The 24,136-nt window shown below is 65.1% G+C and carries 30 protein-coding genes; 20 read left to right on the top strand and 10 right to left on the bottom strand.

Annotated features, from left to right (window positions below):
- Window positions 1-11 precede the first annotated feature (11 nt).
- The gene (locus tag SALA_RS14510) at window positions 12-710 is read left to right on the top strand and encodes a dienelactone hydrolase family protein (RefSeq protein ID WP_011543120.1); all 699 of its coding nucleotides are present in this window, start codon (window positions 12-14) and stop codon (window positions 708-710) included.
- The gene (locus SALA_RS14505) at window positions 707-1,105 is read left to right on the top strand and encodes a nuclear transport factor 2 family protein (protein ID WP_011543119.1); all 399 of its coding nucleotides are present in this window, start codon (window positions 707-709) and stop codon (window positions 1,103-1,105) included. Before SALA_RS14510 ends, SALA_RS14505 begins: the two co-directional genes overlap by 4 nt.
- On the opposite strand, the gene SALA_RS14500 is transcribed toward SALA_RS14505, so the two are convergent.
- The 7 genes from SALA_RS14500 to hemE all read right to left on the bottom strand — a co-directional run bounded on the left by SALA_RS14500 (window position 1,102) and on the right by hemE (window position 6,012).
- Window positions 1,102-1,488: a DUF1489 family protein gene (locus SALA_RS14500; RefSeq protein ID WP_237700888.1), complete on the bottom strand. Its 387-nt coding sequence runs from the start codon at window positions 1,486-1,488 to the stop codon at window positions 1,102-1,104. The two genes, SALA_RS14505 and SALA_RS14500, sit on opposite strands and share 4 nt — an antisense overlap.
- 68 nt (window positions 1,489-1,556) lie before the next feature.
- On the bottom strand, window positions 1,557-1,979 hold the full coding sequence (locus SALA_RS14495) for a hypothetical protein (protein WP_011543117.1): 423 nt from the start codon (window positions 1,977-1,979) through the stop codon (window positions 1,557-1,559).
- Window positions 1,966-2,211 (bottom strand): hypothetical protein, encoded by a 246-nt coding sequence (locus SALA_RS14490; protein WP_011543116.1) that lies wholly within the window; start codon window positions 2,209-2,211, stop codon window positions 1,966-1,968. The genes SALA_RS14495 and SALA_RS14490 overlap by 14 nt, the downstream gene beginning before the upstream one ends.
- A 123-nt stretch (window positions 2,212-2,334) precedes the next feature.
- Window positions 2,335-3,057: a TerC family protein gene (locus tag SALA_RS14485; protein WP_011543115.1), complete on the bottom strand. Its 723-nt coding sequence runs from the start codon at window positions 3,055-3,057 to the stop codon at window positions 2,335-2,337.
- A gap of 22 nt (window positions 3,058-3,079) precedes the next feature.
- On the bottom strand, window positions 3,080-4,336 hold the full coding sequence (gene rho, locus SALA_RS14480) for a transcription termination factor Rho (RefSeq protein ID WP_011543114.1): 1,257 nt from the start codon (window positions 4,334-4,336) through the stop codon (window positions 3,080-3,082).
- 196 nt (window positions 4,337-4,532) lie between these two features.
- Window positions 4,533-4,982, bottom strand: coding sequence for a CopD family protein (locus SALA_RS14475; protein WP_011543113.1), 450 nt, complete (start codon window positions 4,980-4,982; stop codon window positions 4,533-4,535).
- Window position 4,983: 1 nt separating this feature from the next.
- Window positions 4,984-6,012 (bottom strand): uroporphyrinogen decarboxylase, encoded by a 1,029-nt coding sequence (hemE, locus tag SALA_RS14470; RefSeq protein WP_011543112.1) that lies wholly within the window; start codon window positions 6,010-6,012, stop codon window positions 4,984-4,986.
- Window positions 6,013-6,349: 337 nt separating this feature from the next.
- Between hemE and SALA_RS14465 the strand changes: the two genes are divergently transcribed.
- The 12 genes from SALA_RS14465 (at window position 6,350) to SALA_RS14410 (ending at window position 14,738) form a co-directional block, all read left to right on the top strand.
- Window positions 6,350-7,162 (top strand): pyruvate, water dikinase regulatory protein, encoded by an 813-nt coding sequence (locus SALA_RS14465; RefSeq protein WP_011543111.1) that lies wholly within the window; start codon window positions 6,350-6,352, stop codon window positions 7,160-7,162.
- On the top strand, window positions 7,159-7,755 hold the full coding sequence (locus SALA_RS14460; protein WP_011543110.1) for a Maf family protein: 597 nt from the start codon (window positions 7,159-7,161) through the stop codon (window positions 7,753-7,755). Before SALA_RS14465 ends, SALA_RS14460 begins: the two co-directional genes overlap by 4 nt.
- Window positions 7,752-8,576 (top strand): shikimate dehydrogenase, encoded by an 825-nt coding sequence (aroE, locus tag SALA_RS14455; RefSeq protein WP_011543109.1) that lies wholly within the window; start codon window positions 7,752-7,754, stop codon window positions 8,574-8,576. The genes SALA_RS14460 and aroE overlap by 4 nt, the downstream gene beginning before the upstream one ends.
- Window positions 8,573-9,196: a dephospho-CoA kinase gene (gene coaE, locus SALA_RS14450; protein WP_011543108.1), complete on the top strand. Its 624-nt coding sequence runs from the start codon at window positions 8,573-8,575 to the stop codon at window positions 9,194-9,196. The genes aroE and coaE overlap by 4 nt, the downstream gene beginning before the upstream one ends.
- 19 nt (window positions 9,197-9,215) lie before the next feature.
- Window positions 9,216-9,911, top strand: a complete 696-nt coding sequence (dnaQ, locus tag SALA_RS14445; protein ID WP_011543107.1) for a DNA polymerase III subunit epsilon — start codon at window positions 9,216-9,218, stop codon at window positions 9,909-9,911.
- 45 nt (window positions 9,912-9,956) lie between these two features.
- Window positions 9,957-10,532, top strand: a complete 576-nt coding sequence (gene hpf / locus SALA_RS14440) for a ribosome hibernation-promoting factor, HPF/YfiA family (protein ID WP_011543106.1) — start codon at window positions 9,957-9,959, stop codon at window positions 10,530-10,532.
- Window positions 10,533-10,681: 149 nt separating this feature from the next.
- Window positions 10,682-11,146: a PTS sugar transporter subunit IIA gene (locus SALA_RS14435; RefSeq protein ID WP_011543105.1), complete on the top strand. Its 465-nt coding sequence runs from the start codon at window positions 10,682-10,684 to the stop codon at window positions 11,144-11,146.
- Window positions 11,147-11,271: 125 nt separating this feature from the next.
- Window positions 11,272-11,607: a DUF1491 family protein gene (locus SALA_RS14430; protein WP_011543104.1), complete on the top strand. Its 336-nt coding sequence runs from the start codon at window positions 11,272-11,274 to the stop codon at window positions 11,605-11,607.
- Between the two features lie 197 nt (window positions 11,608-11,804).
- The gene (locus SALA_RS14425) at window positions 11,805-12,470 is read left to right on the top strand and encodes a cell wall hydrolase (RefSeq protein WP_011543103.1); all 666 of its coding nucleotides are present in this window, start codon (window positions 11,805-11,807) and stop codon (window positions 12,468-12,470) included.
- 71 nt (window positions 12,471-12,541) lie between these two features.
- Window positions 12,542-13,168, top strand: a complete 627-nt coding sequence (locus tag SALA_RS14420; RefSeq protein ID WP_011543102.1) for a DUF4136 domain-containing protein — start codon at window positions 12,542-12,544, stop codon at window positions 13,166-13,168.
- On the top strand, window positions 13,165-14,274 hold the full coding sequence (locus tag SALA_RS14415) for a M14 family metallopeptidase (RefSeq protein ID WP_011543101.1): 1,110 nt from the start codon (window positions 13,165-13,167) through the stop codon (window positions 14,272-14,274). The genes SALA_RS14420 and SALA_RS14415 overlap by 4 nt, the downstream gene beginning before the upstream one ends.
- Window positions 14,271-14,738, top strand: coding sequence for a GNAT family N-acetyltransferase (locus SALA_RS14410; RefSeq protein WP_011543100.1), 468 nt, complete (start codon window positions 14,271-14,273; stop codon window positions 14,736-14,738). The genes SALA_RS14415 and SALA_RS14410 overlap by 4 nt, the downstream gene beginning before the upstream one ends.
- Window positions 14,739-14,798: 60 nt before the next feature.
- Here the strand turns inward: SALA_RS14410 and SALA_RS14405 are convergent, their stop codons facing one another.
- The gene (locus SALA_RS14405) at window positions 14,799-15,257 is read right to left on the bottom strand and encodes an Hsp20 family protein (RefSeq protein WP_011543099.1); all 459 of its coding nucleotides are present in this window, start codon (window positions 15,255-15,257) and stop codon (window positions 14,799-14,801) included.
- Window positions 15,258-15,446: 189 nt separating this feature from the next.
- On the opposite strand from SALA_RS14405, the gene gpmA reads away from it, so the two are divergent.
- Entirely contained in the window at window positions 15,447-16,133 is a 687-nt protein-coding gene (gene gpmA / locus SALA_RS14400; RefSeq protein WP_011543098.1) for a 2,3-diphosphoglycerate-dependent phosphoglycerate mutase, read from the top strand.
- 6 nt (window positions 16,134-16,139) lie between these two features.
- On the opposite strand, the gene dapD is transcribed toward gpmA, so the two are convergent.
- On the bottom strand, window positions 16,140-16,982 hold the full coding sequence (dapD, locus tag SALA_RS14395; protein WP_011543097.1) for a 2,3,4,5-tetrahydropyridine-2,6-dicarboxylate N-succinyltransferase: 843 nt from the start codon (window positions 16,980-16,982) through the stop codon (window positions 16,140-16,142).
- Window positions 16,979-17,656 (bottom strand): pyrimidine 5'-nucleotidase, encoded by a 678-nt coding sequence (locus SALA_RS14390; RefSeq protein WP_041383409.1) that lies wholly within the window; start codon window positions 17,654-17,656, stop codon window positions 16,979-16,981. The genes dapD and SALA_RS14390 overlap by 4 nt, the downstream gene beginning before the upstream one ends.
- A 464-nt stretch (window positions 17,657-18,120) precedes the next feature.
- On the opposite strand from SALA_RS14390, the gene SALA_RS14385 reads away from it, so the two are divergent.
- From SALA_RS14385 to rpsG, 5 genes are all read left to right on the top strand, one after another.
- Window positions 18,121-20,484, top strand: a complete 2,364-nt coding sequence (locus SALA_RS14385; protein ID WP_153802718.1) for a S8 family peptidase — start codon at window positions 18,121-18,123, stop codon at window positions 20,482-20,484.
- 40 nt (window positions 20,485-20,524) lie between these two features.
- Complete coding sequence (locus tag SALA_RS14380) at window positions 20,525-21,826, top strand: metal-dependent hydrolase family protein (protein WP_011543094.1); 1,302 nt, start codon at window positions 20,525-20,527, stop codon at window positions 21,824-21,826.
- Between the two features lie 43 nt (window positions 21,827-21,869).
- Entirely contained in the window at window positions 21,870-22,931 is a 1,062-nt protein-coding gene (locus SALA_RS14375) for an isoaspartyl peptidase/L-asparaginase family protein (protein WP_011543093.1), read from the top strand.
- 277 nt (window positions 22,932-23,208) lie between these two features.
- A complete protein-coding gene (rpsL, locus tag SALA_RS14370) occupies window positions 23,209-23,580 on the top strand; it encodes a 30S ribosomal protein S12 (protein ID WP_011543092.1) in 372 nt (123 codons plus the stop codon).
- A 77-nt stretch (window positions 23,581-23,657) separates the two neighbouring features.
- The gene (gene rpsG / locus SALA_RS14365; protein WP_003042192.1) at window positions 23,658-24,128 is read left to right on the top strand and encodes a 30S ribosomal protein S7; all 471 of its coding nucleotides are present in this window, start codon (window positions 23,658-23,660) and stop codon (window positions 24,126-24,128) included.
- Window positions 24,129-24,136 lie beyond the last annotated feature (8 nt).

Raw genomic sequence — 24,136 nt, 5'->3', positions numbered from 1 at the left:
GAGCTTCCGCCATGCCCGCGACGAATATGACCATCCCCGCGCTCGACGGGACGAACCGGATTCCCGCCTATGTCGCGCGCCCCGACGCCGACAGCTCGCGTGCGATCATCGTCATCCCCGAAATCTTCGGGGTGAACGCGGGCATCCGCCAGAAATGCGACGATTGGGCGGCCGAGGGCTATCTGGCGATCGCCCCCGACATTTTCTGGCGTTTCGCCCCCGGCGTTGAGCTCGATCCCGACATCGAGGCCGAACTCAACGAGGCTTTCGGCTATTTTGGTCAATATGACGCCGACGACGGGGTGAAGGACATCGAAGCGGCGATCCGCTGGCTCCACAGCCAGGGGGCGAGCAAGGTCGGCTGCGTCGGCTTCTGCCTCGGCGGCCGCCTCGCCTATATGGCGGCAGCACGCACCGACGTCGATGCGTCGGTGGGCTATTATGGGGTGATGATCGACCAGATGCTCAACGAAAGCCATGCGATCGCCAATCCGCTGATGCTCCATATCCCGACCGCGGACCATCTGGTCGACCATGACGCGCAAAAACGGATTCACGACGCCCTCGATCCGCATCCGAAGGTGACGCTCCACGATTATCCGGGCCTCGACCATGGTTTCGCCGCGACGATGGGCAATCGCCGCAACGACGAAGGCGCGAGGCTCGCCGACGCTCGCACCCGCGCCTTTTTCGCCGAGCATCTGGCATGAGCGCGCATCCCGGCCTCACCGCCTGGCACGCCTATATGGCGGACGGCGGCGATCCGCAGCGGTTGCGGAGCTTGCTCGCCGACGATGCGGTCTTTCATTCGCCGGTCGTCCACACCCCGCAGGAAGGCGGCGACAAGGTTTTCGCCTATCTCCACGCGGCGAGCCACGTTCTGGGCGGCGAGCATTTCCGCTATTTGCGCGAAATCGTCGATGGCGATCAGGCTTGCCTCGAATTTCAGACCGAGCTCGACGGCATTCAGATCAACGGCGTCGACATCATCCGCTGGAACGACGCGGGCAAAATCGAGGATTTCAAGGTGATGGTGCGCCCGCTCAAGGCCATCAACAAGGTCTGGGAAAAAATGGCCGCGATGCTCGCGGCGCAGGCGGGCTAGATCAGGCTGAGCCCGGCGAGTTCGCGATAGAGTTCGGGCGGCAGCTCGTCGATGCCGCTTCCATCCTCCAGCCCCTTGGGCGCGTCGGCATCGGCCAGATAGCGCCATCCCTGATGCGCGCGCTTCGGCTGCGGATGCACGCGCTCGAGGTCGGCGACACAGACGATATCGACCCGCCCGTCGCTGCGATCGTCGAAGCGCAGGATTTGCACGCACGCGACGAGCATATGTTTGACGATGAAATGCAGCCTGCCGCCGATCAGCTCGTCGGCGCGTTTGGGCTTGAAGCGCGTCGTAAAACGGATCTCACCATCCTTTGCATAGGTGGCAATGCGCGCCTCCAGCGCCGGATAATCGGAACAGCCGACGGCGACGCGGGTCATGTGGAGAGCGGACATGTCCGAGAGATGGGAAATAGACGGGAGGCTTCAAGCATCCCACAACTCTATTGTCAGAACTCGATCGACCAAAAATTGAGATCGACTGTAAACCGACATTTCCCGAGGATATCCATTCCGATAATGACGTCAAAATGACGCGCCATCGGCCAGCCGAACCCGTCACACTCACCTAGAACATAAGGAAATGCGTGTGTTTCGATCATTCCATTTGCGTCGCGATACCCAAGGAAACCCAACCGAAAAAAATAATAAGGCATCATGCGTTCGTCGGTCGCAGATCCGAGCGGCCTCTTTCCGTAGCTCCGCAAACCAAGTTGCGTGACGATAGTTGGCCCAACCCCACTGCTCGTGGCGCCGGTATCGATCAGCGCTCGACCGATCACATGGCTGAGGTCCGCCGGATTTTCCGCGGCTAACACCGCAACATCGGTGACGATGCGTCGCCCGTCGTGTCGACCCTCAATCGACGGCAAGCGATAGAAATCCTAAATCGAGAGGTTCATCGACGACTTGCTGAATCGAAAAAATTCGATCGGGAAACTGAGCGAGTGCAGTCCGCAATGCCTCGCCGGGCGATTGATAAAATCCCTGCACCGCTTCGCCACGCAACACTGCATAATCCCCATCATGATCGACAAGGAAAGTTTTCAAGTTACGCTGAAACCAATCGTAATTGCGATCAACCTCGGCTTGTAGCTGGTCCATGAACCGACCTCCTCCGACTGGAGGATACTCTCACAAATTTGCGGAAAGAGAATCCCTCAATCGGTGAACCGAATCCATTTTGAGTCAAACTGTGACCGAAAAGACTCGATTCACCGAAGAGATTCAGCCGAAAAGCGTGCCGATGCCGACGCCGGGGTCGATCCAGCCTTCGTAGATCATCTTGATCGCGACATAGACGATCACTGCGAGGCCGAGATAGGCGATCCAGCGATAGCGCTCGATATATTTGGCGATGATGTTGGCTGCGATACCCATCAATGCGACCGCGAAGATCAGGCCGACGATCAGGATGCCGGGGTGATCGCGCGCCGCGCCCGCGACCGCCAGCACATTGTCGAGGCTCATGCTGACGTCGGCGACGGCAACCGCCCAGGCGGCACCGGCAAAGCTCTTGGCGGGCTTGAGGCCCGAATGTTCGTCGCCGACGACTTCGGGCGACCCCGCCGAATGCGCGCCGTCGCGCAGTTCGCGCCACATCTTCCACGCCACCCAGATAAGCAGCAGCCCGCCGACGAAGATCAGCCCGACGATCTGCATCAGCTGCGTCACGACGAGAGCAAAGGCGACGCGCAGCACGAGCGCTGCTAGCACACCGATGATGATAACCTTGCGCCGCTGGTCGGCGGGAAGTCCCGCCGCGAGCGCGCCGACGACGATCGCATTGTCGCCCGCGAGCACGATGTCGATCATCAACACCTGCAGGAAGGCGGCGAAGGCCGCGGGTTCGGTGATGTTCGAAAAATCGTGGACGATCGCGTCCCACATGCCCGCGGGTCCGCCAAATCCGCCGGCGTGCACGCCGGCCTGCATCAAAATATCCAGCATGATCACTTAACCCGCCCCGTGCCTATTGGTTCATCGAATCGAAGAAATCCTCGTTTGTCTTCGAATCCTTGATCTTGTCGAGCAGGAACTCCATTGCGTCGACGGTGCCCATCTGCATGAGGATGCGGCGCAGCACCCACATTTTCGAGAGCTTGTCCTTTTCAACGAGCAATTCTTCCTTGCGCGTGCCCGACTTGCCGACGTCGAGCGCCGGGAAGATGCGCTTGTCGGCAACCTTGCGGTCGAGCACGATTTCGCTGTTACCCGTGCCCTTGAACTCTTCGAAGATGACCTCGTCCATGCGGCTGCCGGTATCGATCAGCGCCGTGGCGATGATCGACAGCGAACCGCCCTCTTCGATGTTGCGCGCGGCGCCGAAGAAACGCTTCGGCCGCTGCAGCGCATTGGCGTCGACGCCGCCGGTCAGCACCTTGCCCGACGAAGGGACGACGGTGTTGTAGGCACGACCGAGGCGCGTGATCGAATCGAGCAGGATGACGACATCCTTCTTGTGCTCGACGAGACGCTTGGCCTTTTCGATCACCATTTCGGCGACCTGGACGTGGCGCGTCGCGGGTTCGTCGAAGGTGGAGGAAACGACCTCGCCCTTCACGCTGCGCTGCATATCGGTGACTTCCTCGGGCCGTTCGTCGACGAGGAGGACGATGAGGTAAACTTCCGGGTGGTTGTCGGTGATCGCCTTGGCGATATTCTGCAAGAGCACCGTCTTGCCGGTGCGCGGCGGCGCGACGATCAGCGCGCGCTGCCCCTTGCCCTGCGGGCTGACAAGGTCGATGACGCGCGCCGACTTGTCCTTGACCGTCGGATCGACGGTGTCGAGCGACAGCTTCTGGTTCGGATAGAGCGGTGTGAGGTTATCGAAATTGACGCGGTGGCGCACGACGTCGGGATCGTCGAAATTGACGCTGATCAGCTTGGTGAGCGCGAAATAGCGTTCGCCATCGCGCGGCGCACGAATCTCGCCCTCGACGGTGTCGCCGGTACGCAGGCCATATTTGCGGACCTGGTTCGGCGAGACATAGATGTCGTCGGGACCGGCGAGATAATTGGCCTCGGACGAGCGCAGGAACCCGAAGCTGTCGGGCAGTACCTCGATCGTCCCCGACCCGATGATTTCCTCGCCCTCTTCGGCGAGCTCCTTCAGGATCGAGAACATCAGATCCTGCTTGCGCATCGTCGATGCGCCCTCGACGCCCAGTTCCTCGGCCATTTCGACGAGCTGCGCGGGCGATTTTGTTTTGAGTTCTTTCAAGTGCATGGATGGATTCCGGATCAATATTCGGGAGATAATCGGACTTAATTCGTTGCACCGCCGGGTGCCTATCCGGCCGGGGGACGGCCGATCACGATAGCATCGGCGCGGGGGACGCGCCGCCCGCTTGGGATGCGGGATCGACCGGCCCCTATAGTCCAGCCGGGTTCAAGTCAATCGGGCTGCGCTCGAAGACAGCGATTCAGGGCCGGACAACGGCAAGGATGACGATGATCGCCGCGGCGACGCCGGGAACCTCGTTGAGCATCCGCAGCTGTTTTTCGGTGAGCGGCCGCTCGCCCTTGCTGAGCGTCTTGAAATAGCCGATCAGCCAGCCGTGATAACCCGACAGCGCGAGCACGAGGATCAATTTGGCGATGAACCAGGTTTCGCGCCAATAATTGCCGTTGAAGGCGAGCATCAGCCCGAAGATCCAGACGATGACCAGCGACGGGTTCAGGATGATCCGCCGCAGCCGGTCCTCGCGCTCGATCCATTTCTTGTCCTCGTCGGACCCGACCATCGCCTGTTGGTGATAAACGAAGAAGCGCGGCATCATGAACAGGCCGGCCATCAGGAAAATCACGAAAATGATATGCGCGGCTTTGACCCAAAGCATCGTCGCCCCCAGAAATCCTGCCCAGTCTGCCATATTATCCGCCGCGAACGCGCTTGATGAGATGTTCGACATGGGCAACCGGGGTGTCGGGAACGATCCCGTGGCCCAGATTGAAGATATGGGGGCGCGACGGAAAAGCCGCAAGGATGCGGTCGATCGCGGCATCGAGCGCCGCACCACCCGCAACGAGCGCGAGCGGGTCGAGATTGCCCTGGACGGGCAGCTGTGACGGCAAGGCGGCATCGGCCCATGTCGGATCGACCGTTTCGTCGAGGCCGATCGCATCGACGCCGGTTTCTTCGGCATAGGCACGAAGCTTGCCCCCCGCGCCCTTCGGAAAGCCGATCACCGGCGTGTCAGGGTGCAGCGCCTTCAGACGGCGGACGATTCCGGCATTGGGGGCGATCACCCATTGTTCGAACTGCGCGGGGCTGAGGCTGCCCGCCCAGCTGTCGAAAAGCTGCACCGCGTCGACGCCCTGTTCGATCTGGCCCGACAAATAGGTCACGGTCAGATCGGCAATCGCATCGATGATGGCGCCGAACGCGGCCGGGTCGGCGAAGGCCATCCGCCGCGCCGCCGCCTGATCCTTCGATCCCCGTCCCGCGACCATATAGGTCGCGACGGTCCACGGGCTGCCCGCAAAGCCGAGAAAGGTCGTTTCGGGCGGCAGCGAGGCTGCGACGCGCGCGACCGTCGCATAGACGGGATCGAGGCGCTGCGGCGCGGCTTCGAGTGACGCCAAGGCGCCATCGACGAGCGGCGGCGCAAGCCGCGGACCTTCGCCCGCCTCGAACCACAGATGCTGGCCGAGCGCGTGCGGGATGACGAGAATGTCGGAGAAAAGGATCGCGCCGTCGAAACCGAAGCGGCGGATCGGCTGCAACGTGACTTCGGCGGCGGCTTCGGGATCGTAGCACAGCTCGAGGAATCCGCCCTTGCTCTCGCGAAGGGCGCGATATTCGGGAAGATAGCGCCCGGCCTGGCGCATCAGCCAGAGCGGCGTTCGCTCGTGCCGCGCTCCGCGCAACGTCGCGAGCAGCTTCTTCGGTGACGCCTTCACGCGGCCCCTCTTTCTCTCATCATATAGTTTTAAAGATGATTGTGATGGTTGTAGGTCAAAAGATAAGCCGGGCTTTAGGCTGGGCCACCCGTTTTGCCAACAGCTTGACTCCGGTTCATCCGGCCAGGATCGGGGAGTCGGCAGACCATATTCACCCTATTCACAGGTTGTGGACGAGATTCATTCCTTGTGGATAAATATGGCAGCGGAATCGGCAGTGGCGGGGATGGATCGCTCGTCCCGAACCTGTCCCTGCGCTTATACGAAAACTTATCCACAGCCCGATTTCGATCATCCGGCATTGCCTTTTTCCGGGGCTTTCCGCCATGGTGGTGCGATGAGCCGCCTCCACCTGCACCTCATATCCGATTCCACGGGCGAAACGCTCGAAAATATCGCCAAGGCGGCGATCGCGCAGTTCGACGATGTCGAGGTGGTGCGCCATTTCTGGCCGATGGTCCGCTCCGAATCGCATCTGGACCGGATCATGGCCGAAGTGCGGGCGAGCCCCGGCATGATCCTCTTCACCCTCGTCAATGGCGAACTGCGCAGCAGTCTCGAACGCCGGGCGCGAATGCTCGACCTGCCGACGGTCGCCGCGCTCGACGCGGTGACCGACGCGCTCTCGCGGATGCTGGGACAGGAGGCCAAGGCGCGCCCCGGCCGGCAGCATGTGCTCGATGCCGCCTATTTCGCGCGCGTCGAGGCGATCCAGTTCACCGTTGCGCACGACGACGGCATCGGATGGGAAAATTGGGAGCAGGCCGACATCATCCTCGCCGGCGTGTCGCGCACGTCGAAGACACCGACGAGCATCTATCTCGCCAACCGCGGATTCAAGACCGCGAATATCCCGATCGTCCCCGAATCGCCGCCGCCGAGCGCGCTGTTCAACTTGAAACGCCCGATGGTTGTCGGGCTTACCACGGGACTCGACCGGCTGGTGCAGGTGCGGCGCAACCGGCTGCTGTCTTTGAACCAGGCGCCGGAGACGAGCTATGTCGACGACGAACGGGTGAAGGCCGAGCTTGCCTTTGCGCGGCGCATGTTTGCCGACAACGGCTGGCCGGTGATCGACGTCACGCGCCGCTCGATCGAGGAAACCGCCGCGGCGGTGATCAAGCTCGTCGAGGACCGCGCCAGCGCATGACCCTGATCCTTGCCTCGCAAAGCAGCGGCCGCGCCGCGATGCTGCGCGCCGCCGGGCTGGCGTTCGAGACGACCGCTGCGCATGTCGATGAGGAAATGCTCACCGCCTCGCTGCGTGCGGCGGGGCAGACGCCGCGCAACATCGCCGACGCGCTCGCCGAGGCGAAGGCGGTCAAAATCGCGTCGCGGCTTCCGGGCGTCACCGTGATCGGCGCCGATTCCACGCTGGCGCTCGACGACGGCTCGATGCTCGCAAAACCTGAAACCCCGGAGGAAGCTGCCGACCATCTGCGCCGCATGGCGGGGAGGCGCCACCGGTTGTTCAGCGCGGCGGTCGCCGCCCGCGATGGCGCCCCGATATGGCGCGCGATCGGCGAGGCGAAGCTCTGGATCCGCCCCTTGTCGGATGCCTTCATCGCCGACTATGTGGCGCAAAACTGGGACAGCATCCGCTGGACCGTCGGCTGTTACGAGATCGAGGGAGCGGGCGTGCAATTGTTCGACCGGGTCGAGGGCGACCCCTGGACCATCATCGGCATGCCGATGCTGCCTTTGCTGACATGGCTGCGCGCGACCGGACTGGCGCCGCAATGAGCCACCCCTATGCCTCCCCCTTCGCCGAGGTGATCGGAGATCCGATCGCCCAGTCGAAATCGCCGCTGATCCACGGGTTCTGGCTCGACGCGTTGGGTATGGAGGGCGATTACCGCCGCGCGCATGTAAAGGCCGACGCGCTTGCCGCCTATATCGCCGAGCGACGGGCCGACCCCGGCTGGCGCGGGTGCAACGTCACCATGCCGCACAAGGCGGCAGTCATGGACCTCGTCGATGATCCGGGCGATATTCGCGGCACGATCGGCGCGATGAACACGATCGTTCGCCAGCCCGATGGATCGCTGATCGGCACCAATACCGATGCTGCGGGTTTCTATTCGCCGCTCGCGGAGCTGGATCTTGAGGGCGCGCCGATCGCTGTCGTCGGTGCCGGCGGCGCCGCGCGCGCGGTGTTGTTCGCGCTGGCGCGGGCGAAGGTCGGCAAGGTGGCGATCCTCAATCGCAGTCCGCTGAAGGCCATGGGACTGCTCGCCACCTTTGGCCTCAAGGGCGATGTCGTCGCGCTCGATGCCGCACTGCCGCCGGTGCGACTGCTGGTCAATGCAAGCAGTCTCGGCATGGCGGGCCAGCCGCCGCTCGACCTCGACCTGTCGCCGCTGCCGGACGATGCGATCGTCTATGACCTGGTCTATTCGCCGCTCCGGACCGGGCTCCTCAAGGCCGCCGAGGCGCGCGGGCTCGACACGGTCGACGGGCTCGACATGCTGATCGGGCAGGCGGCGCTGGCCTTCGAACTCTTCTTCGGCGCGCCGCCGCCCGAGGGGCGCGACGACGAACTGCGCGCGCTGCTGGTGGCATGAGCCATTTCAAGCGCCCGCTCCTGCCGCTTCGCCGTCCCTTCCTGCTCGGCCTCACCGGCTCGATCGGCATGGGCAAATCGACCGCGGCGGCGATGTTCGAGCGCGTGGGCGTCCCCGTCTTCGACGCCGACGCCGAGGTGCACCGATTGCAGGGTCCGGGCGGCGCGCTGGTCGCGGCGATCGAGGCACGCTTTCCGGGAACCACCGGCCCGCAGGGCGTCGACCGGCAGAAACTCGGTGCCCGCGTGCTCGGCAACACGCACGAGCTCGCCGCGCTTGAAGCGATCGTCCATCCGGCGGTTTTCCGGGCGCAGAAACGCTTTCTCGCCCGGCACCGCGCGCGCGATGTCGTCGTGCTCGACATTCCCCTGTTGTTCGAAAAGGGCGGCTGGCGGCGCGTCGGCGCGATCGCCGTCGTCTCGGCGCCCGCATGGCTGCAGCGGCGGCGCGTGATGCGCCGCCCTGGCATGACCGCCGCGAAACTCAAGGCGATCCGCCGCCTCCAGGTGCCCGACCGCGTCAAGCGCGCGCGCGCCGATTTCATCATCGAGACGGGCCGCCCGAAAAGCGAAACACAGCGTCAGATTCGCTTCATCGCCTCTTGTTTCCACGCCCGATAGGGTCCAGATTATTATTTCGATGCGCGAGATTATCTTCGATACCGAAACCACGGGTTTCGATCCCAGGAACGGGGACCGGCTGGTCGAAATCGGATGTGTCGAACTGATCGACCGCCGCGAAACGGGCGTCACCTTCCATGCCTATTTCAACCCCGAGCGCGACATGCCCGCCGCCGCCGAGGCGGTTCACGGCCTGTCGAGCCAGTTTCTGTCGGACAAGCCGCTCTTTGCGGCGCGCGTCGACGAACTGCTCGACTTTTTCGGCGACGCGCCGCTGATTGCGCACAATGCCGCGTTCGATTTCGGCTTCGTCAATGCCGAGCTGGAACGGATCGGGCGTCCCCCGCTCGACATGGCGCGCATGTGCTGTACCGTCCAGATGGCCCGGAAGCTCCATCCCGGCGCGAAGCACAGCCTCGACGCGCTCTGCACCCGCTATGGCATCGACCGCAGCCACCGCATCAAGCATGGCGCGCTGCTCGACGCCGAACTGCTCGCGCACCTTTATATCGAGATGACCGGCGGGCGGCAGATCGGCCTTGGCCTCGCATCCTCGTCGGCGGCGTTGCCGACCGCGAGCCTGCTGGCCGCTCGGCGCGATCCGGCGCGGCCCTTTCGCGAACCCAGACCCCATATGGCGTCGGCTGCTGAACTCGCACGCCACGCCGAGTTTGTCGCAGGGCTCAACCAGCCACTGTGGCTCGATACGGTGTGACGACTCCCCCATCGTCGTCGCGCCGGCCATAGAAGGAGAAGAAAAATGGAAATCCGCGTCTCTGGCCACCAGATCGAAACCGGCGAAGCGCTGCAGGCGCATGTTGCGGACCGGATGAACGCGATTGCCGACAAATATTTTTCGCGCGCGATCAGCGCCCACGCGACCTTCGGCAAAGGCCCGCACGACAGTTTCCAGTGCGATATCGTCGCGCATGTCATGCAGGGACTGGTGCTGAAAGGGCATGGTCAGGCGCAGGACGCGCATGTGGCCTTCGAGGGCGCGGCCGATCGCATCGAAAAGCAGCTGCGGCGCTATATGCGACGATTGAAGGATCGCAACAACGGGCCGGCCGAACCTTCGCCGACGATCGACGAGATCGAGGATAATGCCAGCTACACCGTTTTCGATCCGGGAACCGAGGAAGACGAGGCGGGCGACGCGCCGGCGATCATCGCCGAAACGCGCGTCGACATCCCCAACAGCAGCGTCTCCGACGCGGTGATGATGCTCGATTTGCGCAACACCAACGCGCTGTTGTTCGTCAACAGCAAGACCGGCGCGCATAATATGGTCTATCGCCGCGACGACGGGACGATCGGCTGGGTCGAACCACGATAGGACTGGATTTTCTTCGCCATCCGGCTTAAGGGCCGCGCCCAACGATGCCCGAAGCCCGGATGGCGGCGGGCCTGCCACGACAGATCCGCGATCGCTTGCCAGCCCTTGTTTCTGGCGGTGTCCGGCGTTTTACAAGATTTGATCCGACGATGAATCTTTCTTCTCTTCTCTATCCGGCGACGGTGCGCGCGCACGTCCATATCGATTCGAAAAAGGCGCTGTTTCCCTTCGTCGGCGATCTGGCCAGTCGCTCGCTGGGTCTCGACGCCGGCGAAGTGAGCGAAGCCTTGCTCGAACGCGAACGGCTCGGCTCGACAGGGTTCGGTCGCGGCATCGCGCTGCCCCACGCCAAGATGGCCGACCTCGGCGGCGTGCGCGGCCTGTTCCTCCAGCTCGCGCGGCCGATCGACTTCAATGCTGTCGATGGCCTGCCGGTCGACCTGCTCTTTGTTCTGCTCTCGCCGCTCGATGCCGGTGCCGACCATCTGAAGGCGCTGGCCGGCGTGTCGCGGATGCTGCGCAACGAAGCGATCGCCGAACGGCTGCGCGGCGCGAAGAACGACGAGGCGCTCTACGCGCTCCTCGCCGACAGCGAAGCGCGTGACGCGGCCTGACAATAAATCAGCCGGGCCCCTGCGACGGCAGGGGCGCCTCATCTGCCGTCACGGTTCAAGTTTATCCCACTTCAGGTCGACAGCGTCGGTGATCGGCCCCTGCCGTCGCACGGGCCCGAGCTGATATGCGCCTCAGAAGCCGCTTCCTCATCGACCTGCTCGTTCGCCGTACCGAGGCAGTCGGCGGCTTCGCGACGATTCTCGCGAGGGGCGATGACGCCTCGGGCGTCATTCTGGTCCAGTGCAGCGATCGCGGCGTGCCGGGTCCCTTGCTCGAACGGCGCCTTGCGATCGACGGCGGCCATGTCTGGGAAAGCGTCGGTCCGGACGATCCCGATGATCTTGAATCCCGCACAAATTATCGCGAGCGGCGGCGAAAGGCCGATCCCGACCTGTGGATCATCGAACTGGACATCGCAGATGCGGCACGACTCGTCGCCGAGTGGGGCACATTAACTTGACTTTGTTGCGGCGCACAATAATTGGCGCCCATTCGATAACGCGAAGGTCGGTCCGCGGGTTGCATTGCCCTTGCAATGCCCCGGGAGAACGGATTGGACACGCAGTCGGACGATGACCGCAGGCGGCGATACCGAACCATAGTCCCCCGCCTGTTTTCGAGAGTTTCGGTCCATCGGCCGCATGTTTGACGGACAATATGAGTCGCATTCTGAACGTGGCCAGCGTGGCTGCCGTCGGCATGACTGCCGCCACCATGCTGCTTCTGGCGGAACCCGGTTTTGCAAGCGATCTTGCCGCCGACGCCAATCTCCCCGCCATTACCCTGCCCGGCGCCGCGGCGTCCGAGGCGCACACGGCGGATTTGCCGACCGAGGCCGAAGCGCCGGTCGATGAACAAAGCGACATTCAGCGCGAAGTCGCCCCCGAAACCCAAAGCCCGTCGCCGGTCACCGCCGACTCGCTCGCCGCGCTCGTCGCCGCGACGCCGAAGCCCGCGACGATCGACCGCGAGTTGCGCTGCCTTGCCGGTGCGGTCTATTTCGAATCGCGCGGCGAATCGCTTCCCGGCCAACTCGCGGTGGCGCATGTCGTGATCAACCGCGCCCGATCGGGCCGCTTCCCGACCAGCCTGTGCGGCGTCGTTCACCAGAAGCACCAGTTCAGCTTTGTGCGCGGCGGCCGGATGCCCGCGATCCGCGAAGGCGCGCAGTGGGACAGGGCGGTCGCGATCGCGCAGATCGCGCTCGACGGCAGCTGGAAGAATCACGCGCCGGGGGCGCTTTTCTTTCACGCGCGCTACGTCTCGCCGGGCTGGCGCAAGACGCGCATCGCGCAGATCGACAATCACATCTTCTATCGCTGACGGGTGGGCGGGCGCGCCCGCCCGCCATCGCGTTCATTGCCAAGCCATGAATGCTGGCGCATGATGCGTGCATGATGCGTCATCTTTCCGTCGCCCTGCCCTTTGCTGCGGCGCTTGCACTCGGCGGCTGCGCTACCGCGGTTCCGCCGGTCGAGGTCACCCGGTTCCACAACAATGCCGTCGCCGGCTGGACGCCGGGAACGCGCTACACCGTTGACAGCGAACCGCTTGGCGATGCCGCCGCGATGGCGGACACCGCCACGCCCTCGCTCGAATGGGACAGCTATCGCCGCGCGGTCGAGCGCCAGTTGCAGTTGCAGGGGCTTGCGCCCGCGCCCGAAGGCGCGCGCGCGCCGCTCAAGGTCCGCATCGGCTTCGACCGCGCGATTGACGAAAGCGTCGGCAAACGCGCGCCCGTGTCGGTCGGCGTCGGCGGTTCGACGGGCAGCTATGGCTCGGGCGTCGGGCTGGGCGTCGGGATCAACCTCGGCGGCGGTTCCCGGCGGATGGTCGATCTGCAACTGTCGGTGCGCATCGACGATGCCGCAACGGGGCAGGCCTTGTGGGAAGGCCGCGCGCTGACCGCGGTCCCGGTCAAGGCGCCCGCCAACCAGCCGAGCCTTGCCGCGGCGAAACTGGCCGAAGCCCTATTCAAGGACTTCCCCGGCGAATCGGGACGCACTATCAGCGTCCCATGACCATCACCATCAACGCCGCTTTCGACAGCGGCAACATCGTCGTGGACGCCATTGACGGCACATCCGCCCGCCTGTCGATCCGCAAGGATCGCGAATCGGATTTTTTCCAGTGGTTCCACTTTCGCGTCGCCTGCACCGTCGGCGATGCGCTCGACCTCGCGATTACCGGGCTCGATGCGTCGGCCTATCCCGACGGCTGGCTTGGCTATGCGGCGTGCGCCAGCTATGACCGCGAAAGCTGGTTCCGCCTTGACACCACCTATGATGCGGGAACCTTGACGATCCGGCATACGGCCGAGGGTCCGCTCCTGTGGGTCGCCTATTTCGCGCCCTATTCGATGGAACGGCACCATGACCTGATCGCGTCGGTCGCCGAATGCGAGGGCGTGACCTATCGCTGCCTTGGCACCAGCCTCGAAGGCCAGCCGATCGACTGCCTCGAAATGGGCAGCGGCGATACGCAGGTGTGGCTCTACGCGCGCCAGCATCCGGGCGAGAGCATGGCCGAATGGTGGATGGAGGGCGCGCTCGAAATGCTCACCGACCCGGCCGACCCGCACGCGCGTGCGCTCCGGCAGAAATGCCGTTTCCATATCGTGCCGAACATGAACCCCGACGGCTCGCGCCGCGGCCATCTGCGCACCAACTATGCGGGCGTGAACCTCAACCGCGAATGGGACAATCCGACCGCCGAGCGCAGCCCCGAAGTGCTGTGCGTTCGCAATGCGATGGACGAAAGCGGTGTCGACTGGGCGATCGACGTCCATGGTGATGAGGCGATTCCGGCGGTCTTTCTCGCGGGATTCGAGGGCATTCCGTCGCTGAAACCCGACCAGATAGACAAGTTCAAGGCGTTCGAATCCGCGCTCGCCGCGAACACCCCCGATTTCCAGCTCGATCTCGGCTATGCCGAATCGGCGCCGGGGCAGGCGAATCTGTCGATGTCGACGACGCAGCTCGCCGAACGCTTCGGTGCGGTGTCGATGACGCTCGAGATGCCGTTCAAGGACAATCGTGACCTGCCCGATCCCGTTCAGGGCTGGTCGCCCGAACGGTCGAAGCGGCTGGCGCATGCCTGTCTTCAGACGCTGGACCATATTTTGTGAGCGACGCCTGGCGGATCGTCGAGGATGATCTGTCGGGCGCGGGGATCCGCGCGCTGCTCGAGGCGCATTTTGCGGGGATGCTCGCCCATTCGCCCGTGGGAAGCTGTCACTTCCTCGATTTCGACGGGCTGCGCGCGGACGACGTGACCTTCTGGTCGATCCACAAGGGTGGCGACCTCGCGGGCTGCGGCGCGCTCAAGATGCTGGGCGGCAGGCACGGTGAAATCAAGTCGATGCGCACTGCCGAGGCCTTTCTGCGCCAGGGCGTCGCCGCGCGGATGCTCAGCCATATCATGGACGAGGCGCGGCGCCGCGGCCTTGAACGGCTCAGCCTCGAAACGGGGTCGGGCGCGGCGTTCGAACCCGCGATCGCCCTCTATCGCCGCCATGGCTTTGCGGATTGCGAGCCTTTTGCGGGCTACAAACCCGACCCTTTCAGCCGGTTCATGACGCGCGCCATCTAGACGCATAAGGGGGCCCGGATGATACTCCGGACCCCGCATTTTCATCAGCACCTGTGTCGCTTACGCGGCCTTCTTGTCCTCGATCACCGGTGCCGCGCTGCTGCCGATGGCGATCTTGTGCGGCTTCATCGCCTCGGGCACTTCGCGCACCAGGTCGATCGTCAGCAGCCCGTCGGCAAGGTCGGCGCGTTCGACGCGCACGAAGTCGGCGAGCTGAAAGCGGCGCTCGAACGCGCGCGTCGCGATGCCGCTATAGAGCAGCTTGCGTTCCTCGCCCTCCGCAACCGGTGCTTTGCGACCGCTGACGGTCAGCATATTCTGCTGCGCGGTGATGTCGATTTCGTCGGACTTGAATCCGGCGACGGCGACGGTGATGCGGAAATGGTCTTCGGCGATCTTCTCGATGTCGAACGGCGGGTAATTTTCCGCGCTCGAAGCGCCGGTTTCGAGGAAATCGAACAATCGGTCGAAGCCGACGGTCGACCGGCGGTAGGGGGTCCAGTCAAAGCTGTTACGCATGGGTCATTCCTTCCTTTTTCAAAGCGAAGCAAAGGGACAGCGGCCCCTGCCGCGATCACCACCCGGCCCCGTTTCGGCAGCCGGATGAGGCCAATCTGGTAGCCGCTGAAACCATTTCAAGAGGGGCGTTGGCCTTTACGGAAAAGCCGCGCTAAAGGGCGGCGAAACCGTTTGTCCAAAGGATCCGACATGCCCCAGCTCATCCTCATCCGTCATGGCCAGTCGCAGTGGAATCTCGAAAACCGCTTCACCGGCTGGTGGGATGTCGATGTCACCGAAAAGGGTGCGGCCGAAGCCTGGGCGGCGGGCGAACTGATGAAGGCGAAGGGCGTCGCGCCCGACACCTGTTTCACCTCCGTCCAGACGCGCGCGATCAAGACATTGAACCTCGCGCTCGAGGCAATGGGCCGCCTGTGGCTGCCGGTGACGAAGGACTGGCGGCTCAACGAACGCCACTATGGCGGGCTCACCGGGCTCGACAAGGCCGAGACCGCGGCCAAGCATGGTGACGAGCAGGTCAGGATATGGCGCCGCAGCTTCGACATCCCGCCGCCGCCGCTCGAAGCCGGGTCGCAATGGGATCTGTCCGCCGACCCGCGTTACGCCGGCATCGCGATTCCGTCGACCGAAAGCCTGAAGGACACGATCGCGCGCGTGCTTCCCTATTATGAAGCCGCGATCGCGCCGCAGCTTGCCGCGGGCAGAACGGTGCTGATCTCGGCGCACGGCAACAGCCTGCGCGCGCTCGTCAAGCATCTGTCGGGCATTTCGGACGCCGACATCACCGGCCTCGAAATCCCGACCGGCCAGCCGATCGTTTATGAAATCAACGACGATCTGAGCGCGCGCGAGCGCTATTATCTCAGCGAGCGGTAAGTCCCGTCAATCGCGCAGCAGCTCGTTGATTCCCGTCTTGGCGCGCGTCTGCGCGTCGACGCGCTTGACGATCACCGCACAGTAAAGCGACGGGCCGGGCGTGCCGTCGGGTAGCGGCTTGCCGGGCAGCGATCCCGGCACGACGACCGAGTAAGCGGGAACCTCGCCGACGAAGACCTCGCCCGTCGCGCGGTCGATGATCTTGGTCGATGCGCCGAGATAGACGCCCATCGACAGCACCGCACCCTCGCGCACGATCACGCCCTCGGCGACCTCGGCGCGCGCGCCGATGAAGGCGCCGTCCTCGATCACCACCGGCCCGGCCTGCAGCGGTTCCAATACGCCGCCGATTCCCGCGCCGCCCGACAGATGGACGTTCGCGCCGATCTGCGCGCAGCTGCCCACGGTCGCCCAGGCGTCGACCATCGACCCCTCGCCGACATAAGCGCCGATATTCACGAAACTCGGCATCAGCACCGCGCCCTTGCTGATGAAGGCGCCGCGGCGGACGATCGAACCGGGGACGGCGCGAAAGCCGGCGTCGCGGAAACGATTCTCGCCCCAGCCGGCGAATTTCGAAGGCACCTTGTCCCACCAGGTCGCGCCGTCGGCGCCGCCCTCGATGATCTCCATGTCATTGAGGCGGAACGACAGCAGCACCGCCTTTTTGAGCCACTGGTTGACCTGCCACGTACCGCGCGCATCGCGCTCTGCGACACGAAAGCTGCCATCGTCGAGTCCGGCGATCGCGGTATCGACCGCCTCGCGCACCGCACCGGTCGTGGCGAGGCCCAATGTGTCGCGCGCGTCCCATGCGGCTTCGATCGTGGCTTGAAGGTCGGCGGTCATGCGATTCCCCATGGTGAAGGCAGGTTGTCGAGCCAGTCGGCAATGTCGGTCGCGTGGAAATCGACATGGTCGGGCAGGTGGTCCCGATGGCCGCTTTCGCTGCCATTGTCCAGCCACACGGTCGTCATGCCGAGCGCTTTTGCAGGCGTCAGGTTGCGCGCCATATCCTCGACGAACAGGCTCCGCACCGGATCGACGCCGAGGTGCGCGACCATCACATCATAGGCGGTTGCCTCCGGCTTGGGCGTGTAGCGGGTGATGCGAATGTCGCAGATGCCGTCGAACAGGTCGGCGATCCCGCGCGCTTCGAGCACGCGCGCCGCATAATCGGCGTCGGCGTTGGTGAAGACCAGCCTGCGTCCCGGCAGCCGTTCGAGCCCGGCGCGCAGCCGCGGGTCGGGGGTCAGCCGGTCGAGGTCGATCGCGTGGACGTCGCGCAGAAACTCTTCGGGATCGACGCCGTGATGGCGCATCAGCCCCGCCATCGTCGTGCCATGGTCGTGGAAATATCGCTTCTGCACACGCCGCGCCTCGATCGCGTCGACACCCAGCAACCGCATGATGAACGCGCCCATGCGTTCGTCGATCAGGTCGAACAGCTTTGCCGAAGGCGGATAGAGCGTGTTGTCGAGATCGAAGATCCAGCTGTCGATAGGGTCGAGCGGCGGCGGCATGGGGCGGCGCATAGGGGGTGGAAGGAGGAGGGGCAAGGCCGTCCCGTCCGTTTTACGGGACGGCAACCTCTATGGGTTAGGGTCAGGACTCATTAATTACCTGTTCGAGGTTTGAAGCGATTTTGCTCAGGGCGAGGAGGAAAGGCGCGGGAATATGGATATATTTCAAGACTTTTCGACGCTGCCATGGGCAAAATCGGTCAAATCCCGAAGGGACGCCGAAATGGCTTCGATCCCGGACCTTCGCGGCCTTGCGGGTAGCGATGCTACCCGCTGCACCCGCCAAGGCCCGATATCTTCGCCATTTCGACGCCTCGAACGGGGAATTAATGGGTCCTGACCCTAAGATGGGAAGATGTTATCTTGACCGTCATCCCGGCGAAGGCCGGGGTCTCAACGATGCGTCGAGGCCAGAGGTCGAGATCCCGGCCTTCGCCGGGATGACGAAAGTCAGGGGAACGGCGATGGCCGATGCGAAGCGATGGATCCGCATCCACCGGATGGCCGGACAGCCTTTGCCTGTTTTGCTCGGCATCGCCTCACTGGCGCTCGCGGCGTGCGGCGGTGGCGGTGCGGGGCCGTCGCCGACCCCGGCCCCGCCGCCAGCCCCGGCTCCGACGCCAACTCCGACACCCACTCCGCCGCCGGTCGGCAATTTCGACACCGCCGAGGTGCGCCGATCGGACGGCGTCAATTTCCACGGCGCGATCACCGCCTATCAGGCGGGGGCGAGCGGGCAGGGGGTTCTGGCCGGAGTAATCGACGACGGGATCGACGTCGACAGCCCCGAATTTGCCGGGCGCATCTCGCCGCTGTCGGCCGACCTTGCCGGGTCGCGCGGGATCGACGGCGAGGGCAGCCACGGCACCAATGTCGCGCAGGTGCTGCTCGGCGCAAAAAACGACGCGGGTACGATGGGGATCGCCTTCAACGCCGGCCTGCTCGTGCTGCGCGCCGACCAGCCGGGAAGCTGCGCGACCGAAGATCCGGCGAACGACGAAAGCGGCTGCCGCTTTCCCGAAAGCGTGATCGCCGCAGGGCTCGACCGGGCCGTGAGCGCAGGGGCGCGCGTCGTCAACATCTCGCTCGGCGGCGACGATCCGCCCGGCGCGACGCTCCGCGCCGCGGTGTCGCGCGCGACCGCGGCGGGGATCATCGTCATCCTGTCGGCGGGTAACGAGGGCGACACGACCGCGGGCGGCAACGACCCGAACAATCCCGGCCGCTTTGCGCAGGGGCTGCGCGATGCCGGGGGCGGGCTGGTCGTCATCGCCGGTTCGGTCGATGAAAATGGCGCGATCTCCGGCTTCAGCAATCGCGCGGGCGCCTATGCCGCCTCCTATCTGTCGGCGCTCGGCGAAGGCGTATGCTGCGTTTATGAAAATGGCGCGCTCAAGACCGAGGGCAATTTTGTCTTTCTGCTCAACGGCACCAGCTTCGCCGCGCCGCAGATCGCCGGGGCCGTCGCGCTGATTGCCCAGGCCTTTCCCAACCTGACCAGCCAGCAGATCGTCGAGCTGCTCTATCAATCGGCGCGCGACGCGGGGGCGGCGGGCGACGATGCCGTCTATGGTCAGGGCATTCTCGACATCGCACGCGCCTTTCAGCCGATGGGGGCGACGACGCTGGCGGGTAGCGCGACCGCAGTGGCGCTGGGCACGCCGCTCGGCATGTTGGGCGGCCCGATGGGCGATGCGGGGGGCGGCGCGACGGGGATTGTCACCGACGGTTTCGGCCGCGCCTTCAATGTCGATTTCGGGCAGTCGCTCGCGCCGCGCCGCCCCGATTTCAAGCTGTCGGGCGCGATCGGCGGGCGCGTCCGCCAGCAGAGCGCGGCGAGCCGCTCGCTTGCACTGTCGCTCGTCACCGCGCCCGGCGCGGGCGGCAGCGATGCGCTCGCGGGGCTGTCCTACCATGATGCGCAACGCGCGCGCACCCTCGCGGCCTCGGTGATGATGCGGCTCGGTGCGCACACGCGTCTCGGGTTTGCGGCGGGTCGCGGGACCGGTGGCCTCCTCGCGGGTGAGCGCGGCGAAAGCGGCCATGCGATGCTGATCGGCGACGCCGCGCACGAAGGGATCGGCTTTGCGGCCAGCCCCGGTATCGGGACATTGCTTCGTCATAATATCATTAATAATCAATATATTAATATATATGCCGAATCCGGGCGCGTGTCGGGTTCGCGGTGGCAGGACGATCCGCTCCCCGGCCATAGCGCGCGCCGCGACAGCCGCTATCAGCGTATCGGCGCTTCGTGGGACGGCCGCTTCGGTCCGCTCCGTCCGTCGCTCGGCGCGAGCTGGCTCCGCGAATCGGACAGCCTGCTCGGCGCGCGGTTCGGCCCTTTTTTCGGCGCGGGCGGTGCGACCAGCCTGGTCGGCGATGCCGGCCTGATATTCGACGCGCCGGGCCGATGGCAAATCGGCGGCGCCTGGCGGCAGATGTGGACGCGCCCCGACGCCCGCGGCCTCGTCGCGGGGGGCGCGCTCTGGTCGGCGGCCTTTTCGTTCGACATTGCCAAGGCGGGGCTGGTGCGGCCGGGCGACCGCGCCGCGCTGCGGTTCGCGCAGCCGCTGCGCGTCGCGCGCGGCGGCATCGACCTCATGCTTCCGGTCGCCTATGATCATGGCAGCGGCCGCGCCGATTTCGGCCGCCGCATCTATAACCTCGCCCCCACCGGCCGCGAACTGGTGGTCGAGGCGAGCTATGCGCTGCCGCTGTTCGGCGGCGACCTGATCGCCAACAGCTGGTGGCGCCGCGATCCGGGGCATATCGCCGCCATGCCCGACGACAAAGGCGCGGCGCTGCGCTTTACGATGGGCTTCTGATCGGCTTTAACCGCCTGCGTGCAATAACAGGGGAAGCAGGATGAAGCCTTTCCATCGCTTGTCGCTCGCGCTGGTCGGCGCGGCGCTCGCCACGCCGCTGGCCGCCCAGACGCCTGCGCGCACGGTGATCCACGCCGGGCATCTGCTCGCCGAACCCGGCAAGCCCGCGCGCGGCGCGGCGACGATCATTGTCGAGGGGGGCAAGATCGTCAGCATCGCCGACGGCCACCAACCTGCCGAGGCGGGCGCGACGCTGATCGACCTCAGCGACAAATATGTCCTGCCGGGCCTGATCGACAGCCATGTCCATCTGACGAGCGACGCGGGCGGCCTCGCGGGCCAGCTGGAGGAAGTGACGCTCAGCCCCGCCGCGCAGGCCTTCAACGCCGAGGTGAACGGGATGAAGACGCTGCGCGCGGGCTTCACGACGGTGCGCAACCTCGGCGACGGCGACGGTGCGACGCTGGCGCTCCGCGACGCGATCCTTGCGGGCAAGGTGCAGGGGCCGCGCATCGTCGATGCCGGCGCCAGCATCTCGGGCAGCGCCGGGCATATGGACGGTTCCCTGGGCTATCGCGACGAGCTGCGGCCCTTCTTCGCGGGGGCGGGCAATACCTGCAACGGCGCCGACGATTGCCGCCGCGCGGTGCGGCTCCAGATCGGGCGCGGCGCCGACGTGATCAAATTCGCGTCCACCGGCGGGGTCAACAGCCGGATCGGCGCGGGTCTCGGCAAGCAGATGTTCGACGACGAGGCGCAGGCGATCGTCGATACCGCGCATCTGTTCGGGAAAAAGGTCGCGGTCCACGCGCATGGCGCCGACGGCATCCGCCTCGCGCTCGCGGCGGGGGCCGATTCGATCGAACATGGCACGATCCTCGACGAGGCGACGATCGCCCAATGGGCGAAATCGAAAACCTATTATGTTCCGACGCTCTCGACCGTGAACGGGTACAAGGAACGGCTCGCCGCCAATCCGGACGCGTATGAACCCGACGTGCTGGCGAAGATCCGGTGGCGCATCTCGATCACCGGCAAGAGCCTCGAGCAGCTCGTCCCGCGCGGGGTGAAGATCGCCTTCGGCACCGACGCCGGCGTGTCGAAGCACGGCCGCAACGGCGACGAGTTCGAACTGATGGTCCAGCACGGCATGACGCCTCTCGAGGCGCTGAAGGCGGCGACGGTGAACGCCGCCGATCTGCTCGGCCTCGCCGACCAGATCGGCAGCATCGCGCCGGGCAAGAGCGCCGACATTATCGCGGTGGCCAGCGATCCGCTCGCCGACGTCCGCGTGCTCAAAAAGGTCGATTTCGTCATGGCGCGGGGCAGGGTGGTCGACTGAACCGCCACCCTTTGCGTCTCCCGCTTGCTTCAAGGAATGAACGATGATCCTTTCGCTCGCCGCCGCCGCGCTCGCCGCCGCACAGGCCGCCGCGCCCCAGCCCTTTGCCGACGCCGCGGCCCCGCCAGCGGCGGAAACGCGCACCGACCGGGCTGAGGTTCCCGCGACGAGCGGCGGCTGGACGCTCGTCGTTCATGGCGGCGCGGGCACGATCCGCCGCGACCGCATCACGGCGGAGCAGGACGCCGCCTATCGCGCGGCAATCGATGCGGCGCTGATCGCGGGGCAGGCGGTGCTGGCAAAGGGCGGCAGCGCGCTCGACGCGGTGCAGGCGGCGGTCGAGCTGATGGAGGATGATCCGCTGTTCAACGCGGGGCGCGGCGCGGTCTTCACCCATGACCGCACCAACGAACTCGACGCCGCGATCATGGACGGTCGCACGCGCGCGGCGGGTGCGGTCGCGCGGCTGACGACCAGCCGCCACCCGGTCGCGGCGGCGCGTGCGGTGCTGCGCGACGGGCGGCACGTCATGCTGACCGGCACCGACGCCGACCGCTTCGCCGCCGAACGCGGGGTCGAGCAGATGGACCCCGCCTGGTTCGCGACATCGCATCGCCGCGAGCAGATCGACGAGTTTCTGCGACGCGAGGCGGGCGCAAAGACCGTGTCGTCCTATGATATCGACCAGAAGTTCGGGACCGTCGGAGCGGTGGCGCGCGACACGCACGGCAATCTGGCTGCGGCGACCTCGACGGGCGGACTTACGGGCAAAAGATGGGGGCGGATCGGCGACGCGCCGATCGTCGGCGCGGGCACCTATGCCGACGACCGCGCCTGCGCGGTGTCGGCGACGGGGGCAGGTGAGTATTTCATCCGCGTCGGCGTCGCGCACGAAATTTGCGCGCGCGTGCGGCTGGCCGGCCAATCGCTGCAGGAGGCGGCCGACGCGGTGATGGCCGAGGTGCTGGCGCTCGGCGGATCGGGTGGGGTGATCGTCGCGGGCCCCGACGGCGGGTCGGCGTTCAGCTTCAACACCGAAGGCATGTATCGTGGCCGCATGACGAGCGCGGGTGTGCATGAGGTGGCGATTTATAACGATGAATAGGGTACCGAGCGCAGACCCCATTGACCGGTGGGGCATTCGGAGCTAGAGGGCCGCCAGTTCGGGAATGGCGCTTTGTCGCGGTTTTCGAGTCACAACAGCGCTTGAACATTGCTGGCGCGGATGAAGCCTCCGGAAGATCATGCGATCGGCCGGGGTCTTTTGCTGTTATCAGGTCGGCCGTTTTCCGCCATTTCTGGCGGGGCGGGGCCGGAGCTTCATCCCCCGCGGCAGAGTAACCGTTCGCTTTGATGGGCGGACACATAAAGGTGAAGCATTCATGCCCACGATCAACCAGCTGGTCCGCAAGGGCCGGACTCCCCAGAAGGTGAAGTCCAAGGTCCCGGCGATGGACGCAAACCCGCAAAAGCGCGGCGTTTGCACCCGTGTCTATACGACGACCCCGAAAAAGCCGAACTCGGCGCTCCGCAAGGTTGCGAAGGTCCGCCTGACCAATGCCCGCGAAGTCATCACTTACATCCCCGGCGAAGGCCACAACCTCCAGGAACACAGCGTCGTGCTGATCCGCGGCGGCCGCGTGCGCGACCTTCCCGGCGTGCGTTACCACGTCCTGCGCGGCGTGCTCGATACGCAGGGTGTGAAGGACCGCAAGCAGAGCCGTTCGAAGTACGGCGCGAAGCGTCCGAAGTAAGGGCGCCGCTTTTTCTGGTGAATTGATCGTCCCGATGTCGCACCTGCGCCGGGACGCTGTTGGTAAAGGAATATCCTATGGCTCGTCGTCGTCGTCCTGAACGCCGCGAAATCCTGCCCGATCCCCGTTTCGGGGATGTCGTGCTGTCGAAATTCATGAACAGCGTCATGCTGGACGGGAAAAAGTCGGTCGCCGAAAGCATCGTATACGGTGCTCTGGAAGCGGTTGAAGCCCGCGCCAAGAAGGAACCGCTCGGAGTGTTTCACGAGGCGCTCGCGAACATTCGCCCGAACATCGAAGTGCGCAGCCGCCGCGTCGGCGGTGCGACCTATCAGGTTCCGGTCGAAGTCCGTCCCGACCGCGCACAGGCGCTCGCAATCCGCTGGCTGATCACCGCCGCGCGTAACCGCAGCGAAACCACGATGGCCGCGCGCCTGTCGGGCGAGTTGCTCGACGCCTCGAACAACCGCGGCAATGCGGTCAAGAAGCGCGAAGACACGCACCGCATGGCCGAAGCGAACCGCGCTTTCAGCCACTACCGCTGGTAAGCGAAGGC

The organism is Sphingopyxis alaskensis RB2256 (assembly GCF_000013985.1).
Taxonomy (GTDB): domain Bacteria; phylum Pseudomonadota; class Alphaproteobacteria; order Sphingomonadales; family Sphingomonadaceae; genus Sphingopyxis; species Sphingopyxis alaskensis.
The sequence above is the reverse complement of the archived record's forward strand: the minus strand, read 5'-3'. Positions and strand labels throughout refer to the sequence as shown.